Source organism: Undibacterium sp. Ji50W (assembly GCF_049340445.1).
Taxonomy (GTDB): Bacteria; Pseudomonadota; Gammaproteobacteria; order Burkholderiales; family Burkholderiaceae_D; genus Undibacterium.
On record NZ_JBMPOX010000017.1, the window covers coordinates 86215 to 106776 of the forward strand.

19 protein-coding genes are annotated in these 20562 nt (G+C 50.6%); 11 read left to right on the forward strand and 8 right to left on the reverse strand.

All coding sequences use genetic code 11. From position 1 onward, the window contains the following. Nucleotides 1-64 precede the first annotated feature (64 nt). On the forward strand, nucleotides 65-679 hold the full coding sequence (locus tag ACO0K9_RS20610) for a DUF1345 domain-containing protein (RefSeq protein WP_422987963.1): 615 nt from the start codon (nucleotides 65-67) through the stop codon (nucleotides 677-679). 22 nt (nucleotides 680-701) lie between these two features. Here the strand turns inward: ACO0K9_RS20610 and ACO0K9_RS20615 are convergent, their stop codons facing one another. Then, nucleotides 702-1133: a hypothetical protein gene (locus tag ACO0K9_RS20615; protein WP_422987964.1), complete on the reverse strand. Its 432-nt coding sequence runs from the start codon at nucleotides 1131-1133 to the stop codon at nucleotides 702-704. 212 nt (nucleotides 1134-1345) lie between these two features. Between ACO0K9_RS20615 and ACO0K9_RS20620 the strand changes: the two genes are divergently transcribed. Then, a complete protein-coding gene (locus ACO0K9_RS20620) occupies nucleotides 1346-2584 on the forward strand; it encodes a nucleoside recognition domain-containing protein (protein ID WP_422987965.1) in 1239 nt (412 codons plus the stop codon). Nucleotides 2585-2651: 67 nt separating this feature from the next. Here the strand turns inward: ACO0K9_RS20620 and ACO0K9_RS20625 are convergent, their stop codons facing one another. Both ACO0K9_RS20625 and ACO0K9_RS20630 read right to left on the reverse strand, forming a co-directional pair. Next, entirely contained in the window at nucleotides 2652-4451 is a 1800-nt protein-coding gene (locus ACO0K9_RS20625; RefSeq protein ID WP_422987966.1) for a M14 family zinc carboxypeptidase, read from the reverse strand. 22 nt (nucleotides 4452-4473) lie between these two features. After that, nucleotides 4474-5781, reverse strand: a complete 1308-nt coding sequence (locus tag ACO0K9_RS20630) for a TRZ/ATZ family hydrolase (RefSeq protein WP_422987967.1) — start codon at nucleotides 5779-5781, stop codon at nucleotides 4474-4476. A 365-nt stretch (nucleotides 5782-6146) separates the two neighbouring features. On the opposite strand from ACO0K9_RS20630, the gene ACO0K9_RS20635 reads away from it, so the two are divergent. Beyond that, on the forward strand, nucleotides 6147-6842 hold the full coding sequence (locus ACO0K9_RS20635; protein ID WP_422987968.1) for a fumarylacetoacetate hydrolase family protein: 696 nt from the start codon (nucleotides 6147-6149) through the stop codon (nucleotides 6840-6842). A 14-nt stretch (nucleotides 6843-6856) separates the two neighbouring features. Continuing rightward, nucleotides 6857-7513 carry a maleylacetoacetate isomerase gene (gene maiA / locus ACO0K9_RS20640; RefSeq protein WP_422987969.1) on the forward strand — a complete coding sequence of 219 codons (657 nt, stop codon included), beginning with the start codon at nucleotides 6857-6859 and terminating at the stop codon, nucleotides 7511-7513. A gap of 136 nt (nucleotides 7514-7649) precedes the next feature. Here maiA and ACO0K9_RS20645 read toward each other — a convergent pair whose 3' ends face one another. Continuing rightward, the gene (locus tag ACO0K9_RS20645; RefSeq protein ID WP_422987970.1) at nucleotides 7650-8300 is read right to left on the reverse strand and encodes a hypothetical protein; all 651 of its coding nucleotides are present in this window, start codon (nucleotides 8298-8300) and stop codon (nucleotides 7650-7652) included. 479 nt (nucleotides 8301-8779) lie between these two features. Here ACO0K9_RS20645 and ACO0K9_RS20650 point away from each other — a divergent pair, with 479 nt between their 5' ends. From ACO0K9_RS20650 to ACO0K9_RS20665, 4 genes are all read left to right on the forward strand, one after another. Then, nucleotides 8780-11575, forward strand: a complete 2796-nt coding sequence (locus ACO0K9_RS20650; protein ID WP_422987971.1) for a PAS domain S-box protein — start codon at nucleotides 8780-8782, stop codon at nucleotides 11573-11575. Between the two features lie 98 nt (nucleotides 11576-11673). Beyond that, the gene (locus ACO0K9_RS20655; RefSeq protein WP_422987972.1) at nucleotides 11674-12246 is read left to right on the forward strand and encodes an RNA polymerase sigma factor; all 573 of its coding nucleotides are present in this window, start codon (nucleotides 11674-11676) and stop codon (nucleotides 12244-12246) included. A 15-nt stretch (nucleotides 12247-12261) separates the two neighbouring features. Further along, nucleotides 12262-12609 (forward strand): hypothetical protein, encoded by a 348-nt coding sequence (locus ACO0K9_RS20660; RefSeq protein WP_422987973.1) that lies wholly within the window; start codon nucleotides 12262-12264, stop codon nucleotides 12607-12609. Nucleotides 12610-12620: 11 nt separating this feature from the next. Beyond that, nucleotides 12621-12917 carry a 4Fe-4S dicluster domain-containing protein gene (locus ACO0K9_RS20665; protein ID WP_422987974.1) on the forward strand — a complete coding sequence of 99 codons (297 nt, stop codon included), beginning with the start codon at nucleotides 12621-12623 and terminating at the stop codon, nucleotides 12915-12917. A 142-nt stretch (nucleotides 12918-13059) separates the two neighbouring features. Here the strand turns inward: ACO0K9_RS20665 and ACO0K9_RS20670 are convergent, their stop codons facing one another. After that, nucleotides 13060-13374 carry a chaperone modulator CbpM gene (locus tag ACO0K9_RS20670; RefSeq protein ID WP_422987975.1) on the reverse strand — a complete coding sequence of 105 codons (315 nt, stop codon included), beginning with the start codon at nucleotides 13372-13374 and terminating at the stop codon, nucleotides 13060-13062. After that, the gene (locus ACO0K9_RS20675; protein WP_422987976.1) at nucleotides 13371-14303 is read right to left on the reverse strand and encodes a DnaJ C-terminal domain-containing protein; all 933 of its coding nucleotides are present in this window, start codon (nucleotides 14301-14303) and stop codon (nucleotides 13371-13373) included. Before ACO0K9_RS20675 ends, ACO0K9_RS20670 begins: the two co-directional genes overlap by 4 nt. Nucleotides 14304-14716: 413 nt before the next feature. Between ACO0K9_RS20675 and ACO0K9_RS20680 the strand changes: the two genes are divergently transcribed. Next, entirely contained in the window at nucleotides 14717-15079 is a 363-nt protein-coding gene (locus ACO0K9_RS20680) for a translational machinery protein (protein WP_422987977.1), read from the forward strand. 157 nt (nucleotides 15080-15236) lie between these two features. Then, nucleotides 15237-16118, forward strand: coding sequence for a CHAD domain-containing protein (locus ACO0K9_RS20685; RefSeq protein WP_422987978.1), 882 nt, complete (start codon nucleotides 15237-15239; stop codon nucleotides 16116-16118). 51 nt (nucleotides 16119-16169) lie between these two features. On the opposite strand, the gene ACO0K9_RS20690 is transcribed toward ACO0K9_RS20685, so the two are convergent. Both ACO0K9_RS20690 and ACO0K9_RS20695 read right to left on the reverse strand, forming a co-directional pair. Continuing rightward, entirely contained in the window at nucleotides 16170-17885 is a 1716-nt protein-coding gene (locus tag ACO0K9_RS20690) for a cation:proton antiporter (protein WP_422987979.1), read from the reverse strand. 232 nt (nucleotides 17886-18117) lie between these two features. Further along, nucleotides 18118-18450, reverse strand: a complete 333-nt coding sequence (locus ACO0K9_RS20695; protein ID WP_422987980.1) for a DMT family transporter — start codon at nucleotides 18448-18450, stop codon at nucleotides 18118-18120. Between the two features lie 356 nt (nucleotides 18451-18806). Here ACO0K9_RS20695 and ACO0K9_RS20700 point away from each other — a divergent pair, with 356 nt between their 5' ends. Further along, nucleotides 18807-20390: a methyl-accepting chemotaxis protein gene (locus ACO0K9_RS20700; protein WP_422987981.1), complete on the forward strand. Its 1584-nt coding sequence runs from the start codon at nucleotides 18807-18809 to the stop codon at nucleotides 20388-20390. Nucleotides 20391-20562 lie beyond the last annotated feature (172 nt).

The following is a 20562-nucleotide window of genomic DNA, read 5'->3' on the forward strand; positions in this document are numbered from 1 at the left end:
CGCGGGCCAGATTTTATTGACAGGAAAAATTATCAAAAAATTCATCAAAAGACGCCCCAGACTGTTGATTACCCTTGGTTTGGGTACCGTGGCAGCGCTGGTCTTGCCGACGACGACACCCTTGGTGACGCGGGCACTGTGCGGCTGGAATGTAGGCGTCTGGCTCTATCTGATTTCGATGGCCTTGCTGATGATGCGTGCTGATAAACACGCGGTCCGCAAGATGGCGCAGCAGGAAGATGAAGGTGCGGTGGGGGTGCTGGTGATCTTGTCGCTGTCAGCGACCATCAGCCTGCTGGCCATTATTCACGAATTGTCTGGCATGTCAGGCCTCAGCAGCGAAGTCCGGATAATGAAATACCTGTTTGCCGTCTCAACTGTGCTTGGTTCCTGGGTTTTGCTGGGAATCGTCTTTTGTTTTCACTATGCACTGCTGTTTTACAATTCGCCCGAAGAAAAACGTGCCTTGCACTTCCCGGATGATGTGGAGATGCCGGATTTTTGGGATTTCCTGTATTTTTCTTTCACCATCGCCGTGGCTGCACAAACCTCAGATGTGTGCGTCATGAACCGCCAGACGCGCAAGACGGTGCTTGCGCAGTCTGTGCTGAGTTTTTTCTTCAATGTTGCCGTGGTGGGCTTTTCCATCAATATTGCGGCTGCCCTGGTTGGTAACTAAGGACCTGTTTCTAAGGCGTCAACTACCGCCAGTGGTGGTGGTCGCGTCTTTCGTCACGCCAATCCCGCTCATAGCGTCTTTCCTGGTGCCAGCCGTGCCTGTCGCGCCATGGGCGGCCATAAGTCTGTTCCACATACACATGTTCGACATAGGGTGTGGATGAGCGCAGTACGATAGGTACCCCACCCAGTCGCATGTCTGCATTTACAAAGTAGGGCAGGCGGCTGCCGGTTTCCCAGCGACGACCATTCGCCCAATACCAGATGCGATGATCAGGCGCGTAATACACCTGATGTGAAGGGTAGTAAATATAGTTGTAATTGCGCACTGCATGATGCGGGGGCGGATAGTTGCGCCAGCCACGGTCAACATCATGTGCTGCGGCCACTCCTGTGCTGACAGCGTATAGAACTGTTGCGGACAACAGGCATTTCACGAGTAAGCTGGTTTTCATGACCCCACCTCTGATTTGTTGCGATGTCCATATAACGCAGGCCAGTGCCGCCAGGGCTACATGAATTTGTATATCCGGTGGAAAAACTGCAACAGGATGTTTCAGGTATGTCTGCCGTCTATGGCCGCAAATGAAATTTTCATACTACGGTACCAGCTTTTCATGATAAAAAGCTTGCACTCCTACATCAAATGCACATCAAACACACATTCATGTTACTTAACTATATCTGGACCGGCTTTTTCTTGATCGGCTTTATTGCTGCCCTGGTGCAGTGGCTGGTGTTGGGAGATGTAGAGGTATTCAAGCGCATCATGGATGGAACCTTTGATTCGGCACGCATCGGTGTCATGGACATTGCCTTGCCGCTGGCAGGTGTCATGACGCTGTGGCTGGGTATCATGAACATAGGTGAAAAAGCCGGTGCCATCGATTTTATTGCGAAACTGATTGCCCCTTTCTTTGCCCGTATTTTTCCTGGGGTACCAAAAAATCATCCGGCTAATGGTCACATGGTGATGAATTTTTCCGCCAATCTGCTGGGGCTGGACAATGCTGCCACGCCGTTTGGCCTGAAGGCGATGGAAAGCCTGCAAAGCTTGAACCCCCACAAGGAAGAAGCCACCGATGCCCAGATCATGTTCCTGGTTTTGCACACGTCCGGGCTGACGTTGATACCGCTGGCCATCATGGCGCAACGTGCGGTGTTGGGCGCGAAAGATCCTTCAGATATTTTCATCCCCTGCATGATCGCCACCTATGTAGCCACGGTGGTGGGCCTGGTGGCTGTGGCCATCAGGCAGCGCATCAATCTGTTTGATAAGGTGATCATCGCCTGGCTGGGTGGCATGAGCAGCTTTATCGTTGCCATGGTCTGGTATCTGAGTCAGCATATGACGCGGGCAGAGATTGAAGTGTTTTCCAAGGTCAGCAGCAATCTTTTACTGTTCACCATCATCGTCAGCTTCATTGTGGGGGCGATGCGAAAAAAAGTGAATGTGTACGAAGCCTTTATCGAAGGGGCCAAGGGTGGCATACAAACCTCGCTGACGATTATCCCGTATCTGGTGGGCATGCTGGTGGCGATAGGTGTCTTGCGCAATTCCGGGGTACTGGGTTTTATCGTATCGGGCTTTAACTGGTTCTTTACGCAGATGGGTGTGAATACTGACTTTACCGCTGCCTTGCCGACAGCCTTGATGAAACCGCTCAGCAGCTCGGGTTCACGGGCATTGATGGTGGACGCCATGAAGACGTATGGCGTGGATTCCTTCATCGGTCGCCTGACTTGCATTTTCCAGGGTTCGGCCGATACCACGTTTTATATCGTCGCGCTGTACTTTGGTTCAGTCGGCATACGCAAGACACGGTATGCCATCTCCATGGGTTTGCTGGCCGACTTGGCAGGTGTCGTGGCAGCCATATTTGTGGCCTACCTGTTCTTCCATTAGTATCAAGTAGTATCAAGTAGCAAGGTTCATCTGAAACGGCATGCAGGTACTGCATGCCGTTTCAATTTCAGGGTCTGGTATTCAGGCGTAATACCGGATATACCTGATAACGCTGGTCCCATGATGAATGACGCTGGGCAAAAAATTCCAGGCGGGCAGAAGGACTTTTGGCAAATTCCGGCTCGTCGGCAATTTTCTTTTCAAAGGCAGCTTTCAGTTGCGCATCGCTGGCAAGTTGCTGGCGGGCGACATCTTCTGCCACATAGGCTTCCATATATTCTTTTCGTTCAAAGGCACCGTTAAACCAGCCCCAGTTGACCAGGGCATCTGGCGCTGATGGCTCGAACAGGGCAGCCACCAGACGGGCTTTTGCCTGTGCGATGGGAACGAACAGAGCACCCTTGCGCAGGGTTTGCGTCTTGCTTTCCCACTGGCCTTGCAGTTTCAAGGCCTGATGTCCTTCAAACGACTGGGCCTGCAAATTGACTTTACTTGCCTTGAACTGTTCAGTGTCAACATTGCCCAGTTCTTTTTGCATGATGCTGTACTGTATACCGTGCTGCTGTAGTTTTTCCTTTACCGCTTTGCTGTAAGCGACGGGTATCAGGTAGCCAGCCTTGGGTAGCGTGACCGTGGTGTCAGGTAAAATTTCATCGCGCAATTTGACATTCCATACCTGTGGTTTGTTTTCATCGTAACGTGTCATCAGGGCACCTGACACATCTGACATGTTACGGGTGTATGCATAACCGCGGAAGGCGATATCCTTGCTCTTGTCGCTGGTTTTATAGGTCACAGCCAACGCTAGGCCCGCCATTTGCGCGGCGCGCTGATCTGCTGCCTGGGCAGTTTTCAGCCATGCTTCACCATGCTGCGCGACTTGCTCCAGCACAGAAATAATGGTGTTGTGGGTAATGCGCACGCGTGTAGGGTAATCTTTCCATGAATGGGTTTCCACCAGCATGCCAAAGCGGTTGCGCAAGGGCAGGTAGCCATTCGAAAAACGTGGTGGCGGTACATTGTCGACAAAGCCTGACATGGGGTCGTCTTCGTGCGCAAACGTCATGTAGAACGACAGCGGCAAAGAACCTTGCTTTGCCAGGTCAGCGATGACATTGTCGCGCAAGACTATACCGGCCTTGCGCATCTCTTCATCGCCGGAATTGACAGGTTCTACCTGGATGGAAATATCATGCTCGAACTTGGCACCATCGGTCACATGCAAATCGATGACAGCCAGTGGGTTCCAGGTATTAAAAAGTGCCAGCATGGCCTGCATTTCAGCAGAATCAGCCTTGACGTAGTCGCGGTTCAGATTGAAATTTTGCGCCGTCGTGCGCCAGCCCATTTCTTCCGGGCCGCGCTGATTGGGGCGATTCCATGCACCGAAACGTTCGTGTCCATCGATATTGAATACCGGCACAAACAATAGTATCTGGTGATTCAGCGCATTCGGTGCAGCCTTGTTGTCCAGCACTTCACGCAGGGCCAGGAAACCGGCATCCTTGCCATCAATTTCTCCGGCATGAATGCCGCCCTGTATCAGGGTGACAGGCAGGTTTCTCTTGGTCGCTTCGCCAGCCTGGAAGACACCCGTGCGCGTCGCCAGCAAGGCCAGCATGGGGCGGCCTTCTGGCGTTCGTCCAAATTCAAGGCAGCGTACTTCCCTGGGATAGTTTTTCTGAAACGCCAGACACAGTTTTTCCACTTCTTCGTAACGGCCGGTTTTCAGGAAACCGGATTGTTCTGCCACCGTGGTCAGTGGATCGTTGCCTGCAAAGGCAGGTGACAGGGGCAGGGCGCTGGCAAGCAGCCCGGCCAAACCAGAATACACAGAGGTCTTGATAAACGCAGGTAATGATTTCATGATGGAAGTTAAATGAGTTTGTTCAGGCAGCCGTAATGCGTTGCTGCCACCAGATGGCTTTGTCTTTCAATTGGCTTGCATCCTGGGTTAGCAACTGGCGTTCTGCCATCAGGCAGCGGCCATTCACCCAGACGTGACTCACCTGCTCACGGCCAGCCGCATAGACGATTTGTGATACTGGATCAAACAGGGGCAGGGTTTCTATAGCCGACAGGTCAATTGCAATGACATCGGCCAGCTTGCCGGCCACCAGGCTGCCGATCTGCTTATCCTTACCTAAAGCCCTGGCACCGGCCAGGGTCGCCATTTCCAGCGCTTTGCCGGCATTCAGTGCGGTTGGATTGCTGGACACGGCTTTTGCCAGCAAGGCAGCCATGCGCAAATCACCCAGCAGATCCAGTTTGTTATTGCTGGCAGCACCATCCGTACCTATACCCACATTCACGCCTGCTGTTTGCATGGCGTGGATGGGGGCAAAGCCGGAAGCCAGTTTCAGGTTACTGGCGGGGTTATGCGCTATATGCACACCCTGTTGGGCCAGCAATTGAATTTCATCTTCATTGGCATGCACCATGTGCGCCGCAATCAGGCGTGGTGACAGCAAGCCCAGTTGATGCAGGCGTTGCAGAGGGCGCATGCCGTGGTCGCGCAGGCTGTCATTGATTTCATCCATGCTTTCATGAATGTGGCAATGTATGCCCATGTCATGCTTGTCTGCCAGGTCAACAATTTTCTTGAAGGTGATATCTGACACCGTATAGGGTGCATGCGGCGCCAGCCGGAATTCAACCCCACTCTGCCCCTGGAAAGCCTGCTGTGCTGCCATGGCTTTGTCCAGATAGGTATCTGCATCGGCGGCGTAAGCAGTTGGAAATTCCAGTACGCTGCAACCCACTACGGTACGCATGCCGGTATGCAGGCCCGCACGTGCTACCGCTTCATGGTGGAAATACATGTCATTGATGGTAGTGGTACCACCGCGCAGCATCTCGGCCATGGCATACACGCTGCCATCGAAGACAAATTCTTCTGACACGTGTTTTTTTTCTGCTGGCCAGATATGCTTGTTCAGCCAGTCCATCAGGCTCAGGTCATCCGCCAGGCCACGCAACAGGCTCATGGCGGAATGGCCGTGCAGATTGACCATACCAGGCATGAGCGCGTGATCCTGCAGTTCCACATGCTGGGCATCGGGGTATTGTTGCCGCGCGTCTGTGCTGCTGAGTATGGCCAGAATTTTTTCATCCTGCATCACCAGTGCATGATTTTGCAGGACAGTGGCAGCCGGTTCTATGGGGATCAGGTATTTGGGGTGTAGGCAAGTCTTCATTTTTTACTCCGCGTTGATCATGCATTATAACCAGTGTAGTGCTGCACTCTTCTTGCCACTTATAAAATGCGCCTTTTCCGCCGATACTGCGTCAAAAATCCTCGCAATACCTCTGTATTGCTGCGGTTTCTTCCTTGTCTCAACGAAAAATTCGCGATTTTATAAGCGCCAATCTGCGTGCAACACTACACTGGATCATCAACAGGCGTGATTGGATGGCTGCATAGTAAAGTCAGGTGTCATCCGCATGCATGGCAGGCATCAAGGGAAAATGCCATAATAGAGCGGAGCCCAGGCAGTGCAGGCAGGGCTGTTATGCAGATGTACTGCTGTGGAGAGACGTGCACGCAATGATAGGAGATGACATGGATTACCTTATTCCCCCTCAGCCACAGGCTGCCGTTCCGGTGGCTGGCAGCACGGGGCTGTTTCCTGTACACAGAATTTACTGTGTTGGCCGTAATTATGTAGAGCATGCAAAAGAAATGGGCGGAACCGGTCGTGAGGCACCGTTTTTCTTCATGAAACCGGCTGACGCGGTATTGCCTGTAGTCCCTGGCAAGGTGGGGGAAATGCCTTATCCTTCCATGACCAGTAACCTGCATCATGAGGTTGAACTGGTGCTGGCCATAGGCAAGGGTGGCAGGGATATTCGTGAAGAAGACGCCCTCAGCCATATCTGGGGCTATGCAGTCGGCCTGGACATGACACGTCGTGATTTGCAAGCCGAAGCAAAAGCGCAGGGACGACCATGGTGTACATCCAAAGGCTTTGATTTTTCTGCGCCTATCGGTGCCATCCATACGGCCGACACGGTGTCCGGCATGGAACAGGCCAGCATACGGCTGGATGTGAATGGTGCAACCCGTCAGGATAGTGATACCGGCAAGCTGATCTGGAAGCTGTCTGAAATCATTGCCTGTCTGTCGCAGTTGTATACCTTGCAGCCGGGCGACCTGATTTATACCGGCACGCCCGCAGGCGTTGCAGCCGTGCAGCGTGGCGACCTGCTTGAGGCCAGTATTGCCGGGCTGAGTGATTTGAAAGTCAAACTGGTTTAAGTGGCGGATATATGATGAAACTCTATGGGTATTTCCGCAGTTCAGCATCGTATCGGGTAAGAATTGCGTTGAACCTGAAAGGGCTGGACTATGAACAGGTGGCTGTGCATCTGGTGAAAAATGGAGGCGAGCAATTTGCCCCTGCTTATCGCGCACTTAATCCTGACGCATTGGTCCCTGTTTTGCAGGATGAGTATGAAGGTAACGTCGTGACGCTGACGCAGTCCATGGCCATGATTGAATATCTGGATGAAGTCTATCCACAGCCTGCGCTGTTGCCACGCGGCGCAGTGGCACGTGCGCATGTGCGTTCACTGGCCCTGGCCATTGCCTGTGAAATCCATCCGGTGAACAATTTACGGATATTGCGCTATTTGACTGGGACTTTACAGGTCAGTGATGATCAAAAAAATGCCTGGTATCGCCATTGGTGTGAGGAAGGCCTGAAAGTGCTGGAACAAAAACTGGCAGCGGATACGCGCACCGGCCGTTTTTGTTTTGGTGATGCGCCTGGCATGGCGGACTGTTTTCTGGTGCCGCAGATTGCCAACGCCCAGCGTTTCAATTGCGATTTATCAGGCATGCCAGTCCTGATGCGCATACACCAGACTTGTCTTGAACATCCAGCCTTTATCAAGGCCGTACCAGCCAACCAGCCTGATGCAGAATAGTGATGGACTGAGCAGTGCAGAAGTGAGTAGCGATGAAATGCAATAAGCAATTCAGCCCCTGACTGGCGATACAGTGTAAAAGATCAGGGCCTCGATAGAGGCCCTGGCTTTATGGAGACGGAAGGGCAGTGCAGATTCAGTTGGGCAGTTCAGAACCGTCACTGTCCATTTTAAGCGTGTCGTTCAATACTGAAATCAGCAGCGAGCGTGTGAGTTTGGATTTGGTGGTGTAGCCGTCAATGGCGAAGGCTTCACTGACTTGCCGTTCCGGCGCATAGCCTGGTTGTCCGGTACGCAAGACGATGCGCAAATTGGTCAAGCCCATTTCATTGCGGATTACACTGACCAATTTCAAACCTGCATCGACAGTTTCCATTACCACATCCAGTAACACCAGGGCGATATCCTGATTGGTGCCGATGACGGTGCCAGCTTCTTTTGCTGAGTAGGCATGCACAAATTCCAGTGGGCGGCCATGTATTTTGACACCGCTCAGGGCCAGCAAGGTTGTATCGTGAACATTGCTGTCATCATCCGCGATCAGGATCTTCCAGGGATGTAACTCAACTTTTGCTTGTGATGATTCTTCGTCTTCGTCAATAAAATCAATAATGTCATCGTCCTTGTTGCTGCCAAATCCAGCGTCGGACAAAAATTTACCATCCAGATACGAAAAAAAACCACTACCCGATGATCTTTCATTTTTTGCCATACGGTCACAAGCCATGACGGCGGCATAAAGATCATTTTGTAACAAGCCGGGTGTTCTACTGTGTTGATTCTTCATCAGTGCGCTCCCTGTTGCTTGAATTGTCTTACTTTCAGTTTAATCTTATGTGAAGCGCTCAGCTTAATCAAGCTCAAAAAATTGAAACAGGGTAAATAATCCTTATTGCAACACAGGGCATTCGAGATTGCTGAATCTGCCCTATGAACTTGCTAAATCGGCGAAAAAAAGCAGCTTGACAGAGGCAGATTGGCTGCAATGAGACAAAACAGTCACATGATTTGGCGATCTTCTGCTGGCAAATAACCGTGGTTTGCACAGCTAAAATGCAGCATGGCCTTGTATTTATTGGCAATCAGTACTTTAACGGACAATTAAATTTGCAGACAAGTACTGGTATTCAATTAAAATGAATCCTATAGAGTGCAAACAAGCCACAGGTATTGCACCGCCAGATGCTTTGTGATTCGTCATGACTAAAAAGCCTCATTTGGGAGACGTTGATGGTAACTCCAGGTTTCCGCTCTCGATAGCGTCGCATGATAGCCATGCCTTCGTCCTTTCTTCCCGCCGCCATTATTAGTTCTCTGGTCGCTTCGTTGCTGACCATGCTGGTGCTGTTTTATGCCCAGCATTTGAATGTGCATGCCAGGACCACCCGTTGTTGGGCGCTGGCCTATGCCTTTCTGGTGTTGCGTGGCGCTTGCAGCTTGCTGGCGCTGACTCCTGCACCGCTGTTTGCTTTGGGGGCCGATATATCCCTGCTTGCTTATGTTTGTTTTTTGTGGGCAGGAACAAGAATTTTTTACGCGGTGACGGTGTATGTCATGCCCGTCATGCTGGGCTTTTCTCTCGCTGTCATGTGGCTGTTGATGACGTACGTGACGGGTGCCGCCCTGTTCTGGCGCACACTGCCGGTTTACTTTTTGGCAGGTTGCCTGCTGATCGCTGCAGCCATGACTTTCTGGCGCATGAAAAGTGGAAAACACAGCCTGGGTTACATCGTACTGGGTGCGCTGATTTTCCTGAAGGGGGTGCATTTGCTGGATTTCCCCCTGTTGCGAGACTACCCTGAATTCGCCTCACTGGGCTTTGGCATCGGTGCTTTTCTTGATCTGGCGATAGGCATGCTGTTCATGGTGGCTGCCTTGCTGCGCCAGCAGGAAGATGCCTACCGCACCAATGAAAACCTGCTGCAGGAAATACAGGAGCGCCAACAAATAGAACGCATGTCGAAAGAACGTAATGCGCTGTTTGAAAAAGTATTCCAGTTGGTGCCGGACGTATTGACCATTTGCCGCGAAAAAGACGGATGTTACCTGGATGTGAACCGCCATTGGGAAACCGTTACCGGCTATTCCAGGGATGAAACGCTGGGGCGCATTTCACTCGAAATGAATTTGTGGGCAGACCCCAGCAAGCGCCCGGAAATGCTCGCCATTCTTGCGCGCGATGGTGAAGTCAATAATTACGAAACGATATACCGCCACAAACAGGGACATGAATATCATGTGCTGATTTCCGGCACCCGCTTTGATGCCGGCAGTGAACCTTACATCGCCTATGCCATGCAGGATGTGACTGCATTGCGCCGGGTGGAAAAACTGCAGGTACAGGTAGAGCGGGAACTGCAGGAACGTGAAAAACTCCTGGCTACCGTATTTCAACTGGTACCCGACTTACTCACCATTACCAGGATGGCTACCGGGCAGTATATAGAAGTCAACCGTAACTGGGAGCCCATGTCTGGTTATACCCGTGAGTATGCGATAGGACGTACATCGAATGAGATGAATTTATGGGCCAAGCCAGAGCAGCGCGACGAACTGATCGCCCGCATCAAGCGCGATGGCGAAGTCAGGGACATGCACGTTTCGTTCCGCCGTAAAAATGGGGTGGTCACGCAATGTCGCATTTCGGGTTCCAAATTTGAAGCAGGAAATGAAGAATATTTGCTGCTGTCTTCACGTAATATTGATAGTGAAATCGCAGCAGACGCAACGCGATTGCAAGTGGAGTCACTGCTGCGCGAAAACGAACATAAATATTCCACACTGTTTCAGCTGTCACCGATTCCTTTGGGTCTGGTGGATGTGAAGGCCGATCGCATCGTCGAAGTGAATGATGTCTGGCTGAAGGAATTCGGCTATACCAGGGATGAGGTTGTCGGGCAGCTTACCAGCGCACTTGGTTTTGATGCGCAGGTAGAAAAGCGAAAAGAATTTGATCAGGCGCTATTGCGTGGAAAAAAGGTGGATCAGATGGAAGTCCATCTGAAATCCAAGGATGGTACCAGCTTGATTTTCCTGCTGTCGGCCAGGTTGATTAAAATGCGCAACAAGCGTATGTGTATTTTCTCACTGCTGAATGTGACCCGCCAGGTAGAGATCGAGCATGAAATCCGTGAGATGACGGCACAACTGGAAGAGCGGGTGAAATTGCGCACCCTTAGCCTACAGCAGGCCAATGCCGAGCTGGCATCCGCCATGGCGTCACTCAGGCATACCCAGGATGAATTGGTACGTGCCGAAAAAATGGCGGCCCTGGGTTCACTGGTGGCAGGGGTTGCGCATGAATTGAATACCCCCATAGGTAATAGTGTGACCGTTGCCAGTACCCTGCAAGACAAAACCAAAGATTTAATGGCGGATCTCCGTGAAGGCAGACTGAGGCGTTCAACCCTGGATACTTATGTCGATACCGCCAGCAAGGGAACTGAACTGCTGATGCGCACGCTTGGCATGGCCAGGGAATTGATACGCAGTTTTAAACAGGTGGCCGTTGACCAGTCGAGTAGCCACCGGCGCAATTTCGATTTGCAGACGGTGCTGGAAGAACTGATCGTGACCATGGCACCGATGTACAAAAATAGCCCTTATACCCTGTTGGCCGATCTGGCACCGGGGATAGACATGGATAGTTATCCCGGGCCACTGGGGCAGATCGTGACCAATTTCATGACGAATGCACTGACGCATGGGTTCGAGCATCGTACCAATGGTGAAATGCGCCTGAGCACCCATCTGCAGGACGATGGCAGTGTGCAGATCATATTCTCAGACGATGGCATAGGAATGAATGAGCATGTCAAGAAAAGGGTCTTCGACCCTTTTTTCACCACCAAGCTGGGGCAGGGAGGATCGGGCCTGGGAATGAATATTGTGTACAACCTGGTGACTGGCGTGCTGGGAGGCGAGATACAACTGCACAGCAAGTTGGACGAAGGAACGACCTTCATCATGACCCTGCCGCTGGTAGCACCGCAGCTTGCCAATGAAAAGAATGCAAGGGGCACTGGTAAAGACACTGGTTTCGAAGCCGGTTTCCCCTCATAATCACATAACAAAAAGTCATTTCTGGCATGTTGGCCTGACTTTTCTGCAGTTTTCTCGTTTCCCTACAATATTGCTGGTCATGATGCGTCTACACCATCATGGAAACCACATTAACCCCTGACGAATTGATGGCTGATCAAGATAATCACATCACTGAAACGGTATTGCGCGAGCGTGCCCGCCTGGGTAGTTTCATACGCAAGCGTGTCGCCGATGCCGGTGAAGCAGAGGATATCTTGCAGGATGTGTTTTATGAACTAGTCGAGGCTTACCGGCTGCCAGAACCTATTGAACAGATAGGTGCATGGCTGTTTCGTGTGGCACGTAACCGCATTATTGACCGTTTTCGTAAAAAGAAAGAATTGCCTTTGCCAGAGGCGGGGGACGGAAGCGATGACGACATCTGGCTGGACAAGCTGTTGCCATCGACAGACGACGGGCCGGAAGCCGCCTATGCACGCAACGCCTTGCTGGCGGAACTGTACGATGCCCTGGAAGAATTACCTGAAGAGCAGCGCGACGTCTTCATTGGTCATGAGATAGAAGGTCGCAGCTTTAAAGACATGGCAGCCGAAACCGGCCTGGGCGTGAATACCCTGCTGGCACGCAAACGCTATGCCGTCCTGCATCTGCGTAGCCGCTTGCAGGAAATATTTGACGAATTGAATTGAAAGAGGAGTATTACCATGTTACATCGTTTTAAAGTATTGAAGTTCATCATCCTGGTTGTCGGCGGCATCGCCGCATTGAGCTGGGTCGTCATGATGTTATGGAACTGGCTCATGCCAGCCTTGTTTGTCGGTGCCCGCAGCATTGATTTCTTGCAGGCAGTCGCTTTGCTGGTGCTCAGTAAAATCCTGTTTGGCGGGTTTCGTGGCCACCATGGTGGTTGGCACAGGCATGGCGGGCATCATTGGCAGCATCAGCGCTGGGAAAAATTGACGCCGGAAGAACGTGAAAAATTCCAGCATGGTCTGTTTGGCCGCAGAAAGCATAGGGACGAGGTAAACGTCAAAAATCACGAGCAAGCCTGATGCAGACGCCAATGCAGCCCCAAGAACTGGACGAATGCAAGCAAGACCCCGGCATCATCGTCCCGGTAGTGAATTTTAGTCGATGCGAAGGCAAGGCCGATTGCGTGCCGGTCTGTCCTGAGCATGTCTTTGAAATTCGCAGAATTACCACTGAAGATTATAAAGAACTGGGTTTGCTGGCACAGATCAAGCAACGCGTACATGGCATGAAGGTCGCCTACACGCCGCGTGCCGATGCGTGCAGCGCTTGCGGCCTGTGTGTGACAGCTTGTCCGGAAAAGGCAATTACCCTGCGCAGAGTTGGATAATGGGCTCTTCCTGATGAGGCAGGAGCACGCATCCCTGTTTTGATCAGTTCAATCTGAAAAGCAAGCAATGCACAGGAGAGGCGCTGTAATGCAGCCTGGGCGGATTTGCGCAGCAATGTCTGGCGTAAGCTACAGCTAAGGCTTATTGGAAGCGTGCACGAAGTACATTCAATTCGCCTTGCAAATCGTCTATGCGTCGCATCAATGTCAGGGCCAGCATCATGCCGTGCCTGTCCAGTTCGAAATCATCACGTAATCTGCGGGCACTACTCGCAATGACAATGGAATGCAATGGAAAGAATTTCTCCGTTGCCTTGCCATCGATGGGAACGAGAATACCATTCTCTATCAAATCGCTTAATTCTTCGGCAGACAGACCAGATACTTCACTCAGATACGACACTGAGCAGGCATTTTGCTCATTGAGCAAGACCCATTCAGAAATTTGAACTTTCATTTCGCCTCCTTATTGAACTGGGCACGGGGTTTGAAGGCGGATATCTCGGAGAGTTGTCGGTACAAACCCTGTTCGGCTTCGCTGACTTCTTTTTGCATCTGGATTTGGGCGACGACATACAGATCTCCCATTTGTCCATCCGCTGTCGGCAATCCACGCTTTGCCAGACGCAGGCGTTGCCCGGAAGATGTCCCTGGTTTTACCTTGAGCTCGACTTGACCTCCAAGAGTTGGAATCTCAATAGTTGCACCCAGTGCAGCTTCCCACGGTGCCATCGGCAGATCAAAATAGAGGTCACGCCCGCTAAGGCGAAATAGAGCGTGCGGTGCTATTGTCAAAATCGCGTAAAGATCACCGGATTTACCGCCATTGTGACCAGGACCACCTTTGCCACCAAGTCGCATGCGCTGGCCTTCCTGTGCGCCCTTGGGGATGGTTATGCGGAAGGTATGTGGCACACGATGAGGCAAGCCGTGCTGATCAAGTTCCGGTAATTCGAGCGATACATCAGTGGCACCACCATTGAACACGGTTTCCAGTGAAATGGAAACAGCTACTGAATAATCTTCACCTGTCACGGAAGAGTTTGCTCTCCGCTGACCACCAGACCTGAATGCATTTAAGAAATCAGAAATGTCCACATCATCGAAGGACGAGGCATTCGCGCCATATTGCGCTTGCCATTCAGGTGGCGGGGTAAAGTTTTCGCCATTTGAGTGGCTGCCTATTTGATCATATTCTTCACGTTTCTCTGCGTTTTTCAAAGTCGCATAGGCTTCAGCAATTTCTTTAAATTTGTCTTCACCTTTGGGATCTTTGGATACGTCAGGATGGTACAAGTGCGCCAGTTTCCGATAAGCTTTTTTAATATCGTCTAACGTCGCATTTCTGGTGATACCCAGCACCTGATAGTAGTCTTTATATTTCATGGGGATCCAAGCTCAATTAATTTTCTCTGCATCATTCAGGTGCCTTGCTATCCCGGCACCGTATTCAAAGGCATAAGACTTTTAGCGTTACTTTGGGCTTCAACAGTAGGCCTGTACCAAGCTTATTTGAACGCTATTTACGTTTTTTAGCAAACCAGCAGATGTTCAGACTGCATTGATAAGAAGCGACTATCTGTTCGGTGGCACACAGACTGTGGTGATGCGATACGTGCAATGTGTGTTTGTATAAAAATTTTGATAGCAACAGGCGATGCATTGTCGAAGCTCTCACCGAAATATCTGTGGGGACGACGATAAGAGCCGCATGTTCCCTTTGGATTGCTTTGTTTATCAAACTTTAGAATGTAAGATTTTTTCCGTGGAGATATTTCATGCTATCTAACAACGTCCTGGTGTGGATTGATCATGTCCAGGCACACCTTATTCATTTCAATCCAGAAAAGGCTGAAACTGAAATCGTCTATACGCATTCAAACCATCCGCATTTGCACACCAAGGCCGGCGTTATCGGGGCGGGGCGCGCTCCGGAAGATGTCCATTATTTCGACGACATTGCCACAAAGCTAAAAGACGCCCTGGGAATTCTGATTGTCGGGCCTGGCTTTGAAAAACTGGAACTGATGAAGCATTTACTGACAAACTATGATGCGATTGCGCAAAAGGTCAAAAGCATAGAGACAGTAGATCATCCCAGCGACGCACAATTACTTGCTCATGCGCGTGCTTATTTTCTGAAGGCGGATAAACTGGCGTAAAGGACGCATGGCAATTGCTGGTATTCATAGGGCATAAATCGCATGGTGCCGAATCTGGTACCTTGATACCTGGCAGAAAAATTGGGAGACAAGTTTGTTATCACAATTAAAGCAGTCAATGAGGGTGAAGTCGCATCAGGTAAAATTGCGCCGGAGCATGAAAATAGAACAGGCAGCGCAAATAATCATCGCACATTGCGTGACGCAAATTCAGGATAGTCAGTCAGCTATGACTGAACGCGATGACCCCGAGTGCATTCATCGTATGCATATAGGCTTGCGTCACTTGCAGTCAGCGTTGACTTTGTTTAATGAATTCATGTTTCTTCCAGAAAAGCTGCAAGCAGAGCTAGGTAGCTTGTCATCGAAATTGGGAACGGCACATGATTGGCGTCTTCTTTCAGATTCATGCTTGACTGCAATCAAAGCGACGGCTGAAGAGCCACAGATACTGGCCTTGCGCCAGGTTGCTTTGCAAATGGCGCAAGAAAGAGAAAAAATTGCCTATGCCGCCATACGGTCCAGCCGTTATAAGCGATTATTATCGGGTTTATCAAGTCGGATTGAGGCACCTCATGCACCTGCCAGCAATTCTCGTGCGCATAAAAAGAAAAAACCCTGTGAAAAATTAAGACATTTCATTCAAAAGAATTTACGTCGACAGCAACTTCATTTGCTCAAGCACGGTGACAAACTGTTTGGAAAAAGAAGTGAGCATAGTCCAAAGGAAAGTCATCAATTCAGGATAGAGGTAAAGCATGCGCGCGATTCCTGCCTATTTTTCAGAAGATTTTTTTCCAAGCAAGATATGGATGGTTATCTGGCTTCATTAAGCGTATTGCAAGACCGGTTAGGTATGATCAACGATGCCGTCGTTGCCGGCAGGTTGTTGGGTGAGCTTGGTCAGGAACGGGGCGAGCAAGTGGCAAGCTGCAGCTTTGTACGGGGCTATCTGTTTTTGCAGCTTAGGCAGCTTCAGCGAAAGCTTGCGCCGCTTTGGAAGCGCTTTCATGGGGTGAATTTCCCCAGGCTAAAATGAAGGTGGATGCGTCAAATATGCTTGGGAACTGGTATGCATCATTGATGCAAATTACATCTGCGTATGCTTGTCGTCGTCTGGTTTGAAGCGATTCAATACATGATGCGCCATGCCTTTCGCCAATTCTTCTTCGCCAAAGAAAACATCGCCTATTGCCTCCTTGCGTAACAAAATCGATTCATCTTCGCTATGTGTGCGCAGCAAAATTTCTATGTTGGGGTTGAGTGCACGGGCAGTTTTTGCCATGTGGCGCGCATTCAGTGTATCTGGTGTTGCCACCACCAGCATCGCGGCATTGGCAATATGCGCTTGTATCAATACTGCCGGGTCTGCAGCATTGCCGGAAACGGCTGCAATGCCTTTTTTGCGTATGCCTTCCACTATTTCACGATTCTGCTCGGCAATGACATAGGGAATACCTCTTTCATCCATGGCCTTGGCGATGCGGCGGCCTACTCTGCCATAACCAACCAGCACGACCTGACCTTCCAGGTATTTGCGTTCTGTGCTCATGGGTAGTTCTGCATAGGGATCCTGACGCTGGTCCAGCTGGCGCGCCAGGTCAGAATGCGATAGGGCCCATTTTCGTATCGGCCCTATCAGCGTGAACAAAAAAGAATTCAAACCTATGGAGATCAGTACGCCCGCCAGTATCAGGCTCATCCCTTCGGCAGGCAATAAGCCGAGTGATAATCCCAGACCAGCCAGGATGATGGAAAATTCACCGATTTGCCCCAGGCTGGCACCAATTGAAAGGGCAGTGTTGAGTGGATAGCGCAGCAGGATAACCAAAGCCGCAGAGGTGAAAAAATTACCCAGGATGACGATGGCGACCACACAAAGAACTCGCATGGGCTCTGCTGCCAGGATGCCAGGGTTAAATACCATGCCGACTGATACAAAAAACAGTACGGAAAAGGCATCTCGTAACGGCAGTGATTCTTCAGCAGCGCGATGGCTGAATTCGGATTCGCGCATGACCGTACCTGCAAAGAACGCACCCAAGGCAAAAGACACACTAAATATGACTGAGGCACCATAAGCAATGCCGATGGCTGTCGCAATCACCGACAAGGTGAATAGCTCGCGCGAGCCGGTACGCGCAACCTGCCACAATAACCAAGGCAGGGCGCGGCGGCCGACAACCAGCATCAAGGCGATAAATATGGATACCTGCAACAGTGTTTTACCGATGGTCATCCACAGCGGTGCAGAGCCTGCCGCGATGGCAGTTGTGCTGCCTAGCACGCCCGCCAGCGGCGGTAGCAAAACCAGTACCAGCACGGTAACCAAATCCTGAACCACCAGCCAGCCAACTGCTATGCGACCGTTCATGGTGTTCAGCAAATTACGTGCTTCCAGTGATTTCAGCAAAACGACCGTACTGGCGCAGGCCAGTGATAATCCAAAAATCAGTGAGCCGCCCAGGCTCCAGGTCCACCATGACGCAATGACTGCACCCACAGCAGTAGTCACGCCCATTTGCAAGACTGCACCAGGAATGACGATCCGTCTTACCGCCAAAAGATCGCTGGGTGAGAAATGAAGGCCTACACCAAACATCAGCAGCATGACGCCAATCTCTGATAATTGTGAAGCGATATTCACATCCGCCACAAAACCAGGTGTGGCGGGGCCTATCATGATCCCTGCCAGCAGATAACCAACCAGGGCAGGAACTTTAATTTTTTCTGCAATGAATCCGAGGACCAGTGCACCGGCGAAAGCGGCAGCAACAGTGGTGATCAAAGAAATACTGTGGTCCATTCGACTCCTTAATTTTAACCACGACCAGTCGCTGCAAGTGGTGTGGACGGGTGCTTGAGGTGCCTTGCATTGCATGCTGAATCGTCTTGTCCGGATTTATTTCTTGAAGAAATAAGTTTTGGAATGCCATCAAGTACACCTCTGCAAGTGTGGATGAGCATACATGGCTTTATCCAGGAAGAGGGAAATAGTAGATTCAGTATTGCTTCCGGTCAAAAATTAACCAGCACCCTCAATGCGCAACAGACTTTGAAAACAGGTTCATCACCATGACGCCCGAGATGATCAGAGCCATTCCCACCATGGCGGGCAGATCAAGTTTTTGACCATACACGATCCAGGCAATTGCACTCACCGCAACCACACCAAGCCCCGCCCATATCGCATAGGCGACACCAACTTGCATGGTCCTTAATGTCAGTGACAGAAAGTAAAATGCAATCAGGTAACCTGCTGCAACAACAATCGATGGAATTGGTTTGGAAAAACCTTCGCTTGCCTTAAGTGCAGACGTTGCGATTACCTCGCCTGCGATGGCGATCCCCAGGGAAATCCAGTGATTCATAGTGATGTCCGTATCAAGGAAAAGGCTGTGTCAACATGCCCTAGTCTAAATGCCGGGCCATAAAAATAACAGTCTTGTTCTCTATTGATTCTTGTGAGCAAACTCAACAGTACCGGACTGGTCAAGCGAATCAAGACGACAAGCTGCGGCATGATTTCTCAAAGCGCATGCTTTTGATCTATGTCCTTTTGCCAACTTAATCTTCAACAATTGAAAATATTTGCTATTCTGAAATCCTGGATTGTCAAAAAGAACTAAACATTTAACAATAATTCACCAGCATGGCAATAGCTTGGGTGGACAATGGATATTGTTTAATGGCAATGATTTGCAGCGTTTAAATTGAGGAGATCACAATGTTCAATCTTACTATTCGGTTCAGGCTTATTCTGACCATGGCAGTCATGGGAGGCCTGCTGGTCATCGTGGCGGTACTGGGCATGGTTGGTGGTGACCGCAGCAATGGTGTGATCAACGATATTTTTACCAACCAGCTACCGTCCGCTGTTGCCATTGGTGAGACTCAGGTAAACACTTTGCGTGCAAGGGCTGCAATTGATAGGGTGGTGATGCATCCTGACGCCAGCGAAGCCGCGGCAACCATCAAGCGATCTGAAGACTTTATCAGCCGGGCTGATAAATCCTGGGAAAAATATCTGGCATTGCCCAGTGATGCAGAAGAAAGGAAAATTTCCGATGACGTTACTGCAAAGCGCAATAATTTCCTCAACGAGGGTTTCAAGCCACTGGTGGTAGCGTTGAAGGCTGGTAAGCAGGAAGATGCTGATGCCATCGTCATGGGTAAAGCTGCAAAATTGTATACCGCGTTTTCGGAAAAGGCAGATGAACTGGTTGCCTATCAGACTAAAACGACAGAACAACAGTATCTGGAAAGCCAGGCCATGAACCGTACTTTCCGCTGGTTGAGCATCAGCGCATTGTTCGTGGGATTGATACTGGTGATTGTTTCCAGCGTCTTGTTATTGCGTGCCATTACCCGCCCCCTGAATCAGATGCTGGAGCATTTTGATGCGATTGCGGCTGGCGATCTGACGGCACCTGTCCATGCTACTTCCCGTGATGAAATGGGACATTTGATGGCAGGCCTGGAAAAAATGCGCGTCAGTCTGGTAGAGACTGTTGCCCGTGTGCGCAAGGGAAGTAGTTCCATCGCGACTGCAACCGATGAAATCGCCAAGGGCAATATGGATTTGTCTGGCCGTACTGAACAACAGGCCGCCAGCCTGGAAGAAACTGCGTCATCGATGGAAGAGCTGACTTCAACAGTGCGACAGAATGCAGACAATGCCAAGCAGGCGAATCGACTGTCTATCGCCGCTTCCGAAGTGGCGGTGCGTGGCGGCACCCTGGTGGGTCATGTCGTCACCACGATGAATTCGATTAAAGAGAGCTCAGGCAAGATCGTGGATATTATCGGTGTGATTGACGGCATTGCTTTTCAGACGAATATCCTGGCATTGAATGCCGCTGTAGAAGCCGCACGTGCCGGCGAGCAGGGCCGTGGTTTTGCCGTAGTCGCCAGCGAAGTCCGCACCCTGGCCCAACGTTCTGCCAGTGCCGCGAAAGAGATCAAGCAGTTGATTGATACCTCGGTAGAGAAAGTGGATACCGGCAGCAAACTCGTAGATGACGCTGGCAAGACCATGAATGAGATCGTGGACTCCATCAGAAATGTCACCGACATCATGGCTGAAATTACCGCCGCCAGTATCGAACAAAGCCAGGGCATCGATCAGATCAATACGGCTGTGATACGAATGGATGAAGCAACCCAACAGAATGCCGCCCTGGTTGAACAGGCCGCCGCAGCAGCCGGCAGCACCCAGGACCAGGCGCAACAACTGATGGATGCAGTCAGGGTCTTTAAAATCGTGGACATGGCACCATCCAACAGCAAAGCCATGCGCCTTGTTGCCTGATCGGGGGATGTGGTATGGACGGAGTGATCTCGCCGTTACACATTTGCTGTGGCGTTGTGGCTACCATTGGAATGGTGGTTTAATCGTATATAGATGAGCATATTCAAAAACAGAAAAAGCCCTTGATCATCAAGGGCTTTTTTATTGTTCATGACAGAGAAAGTGATTGCCA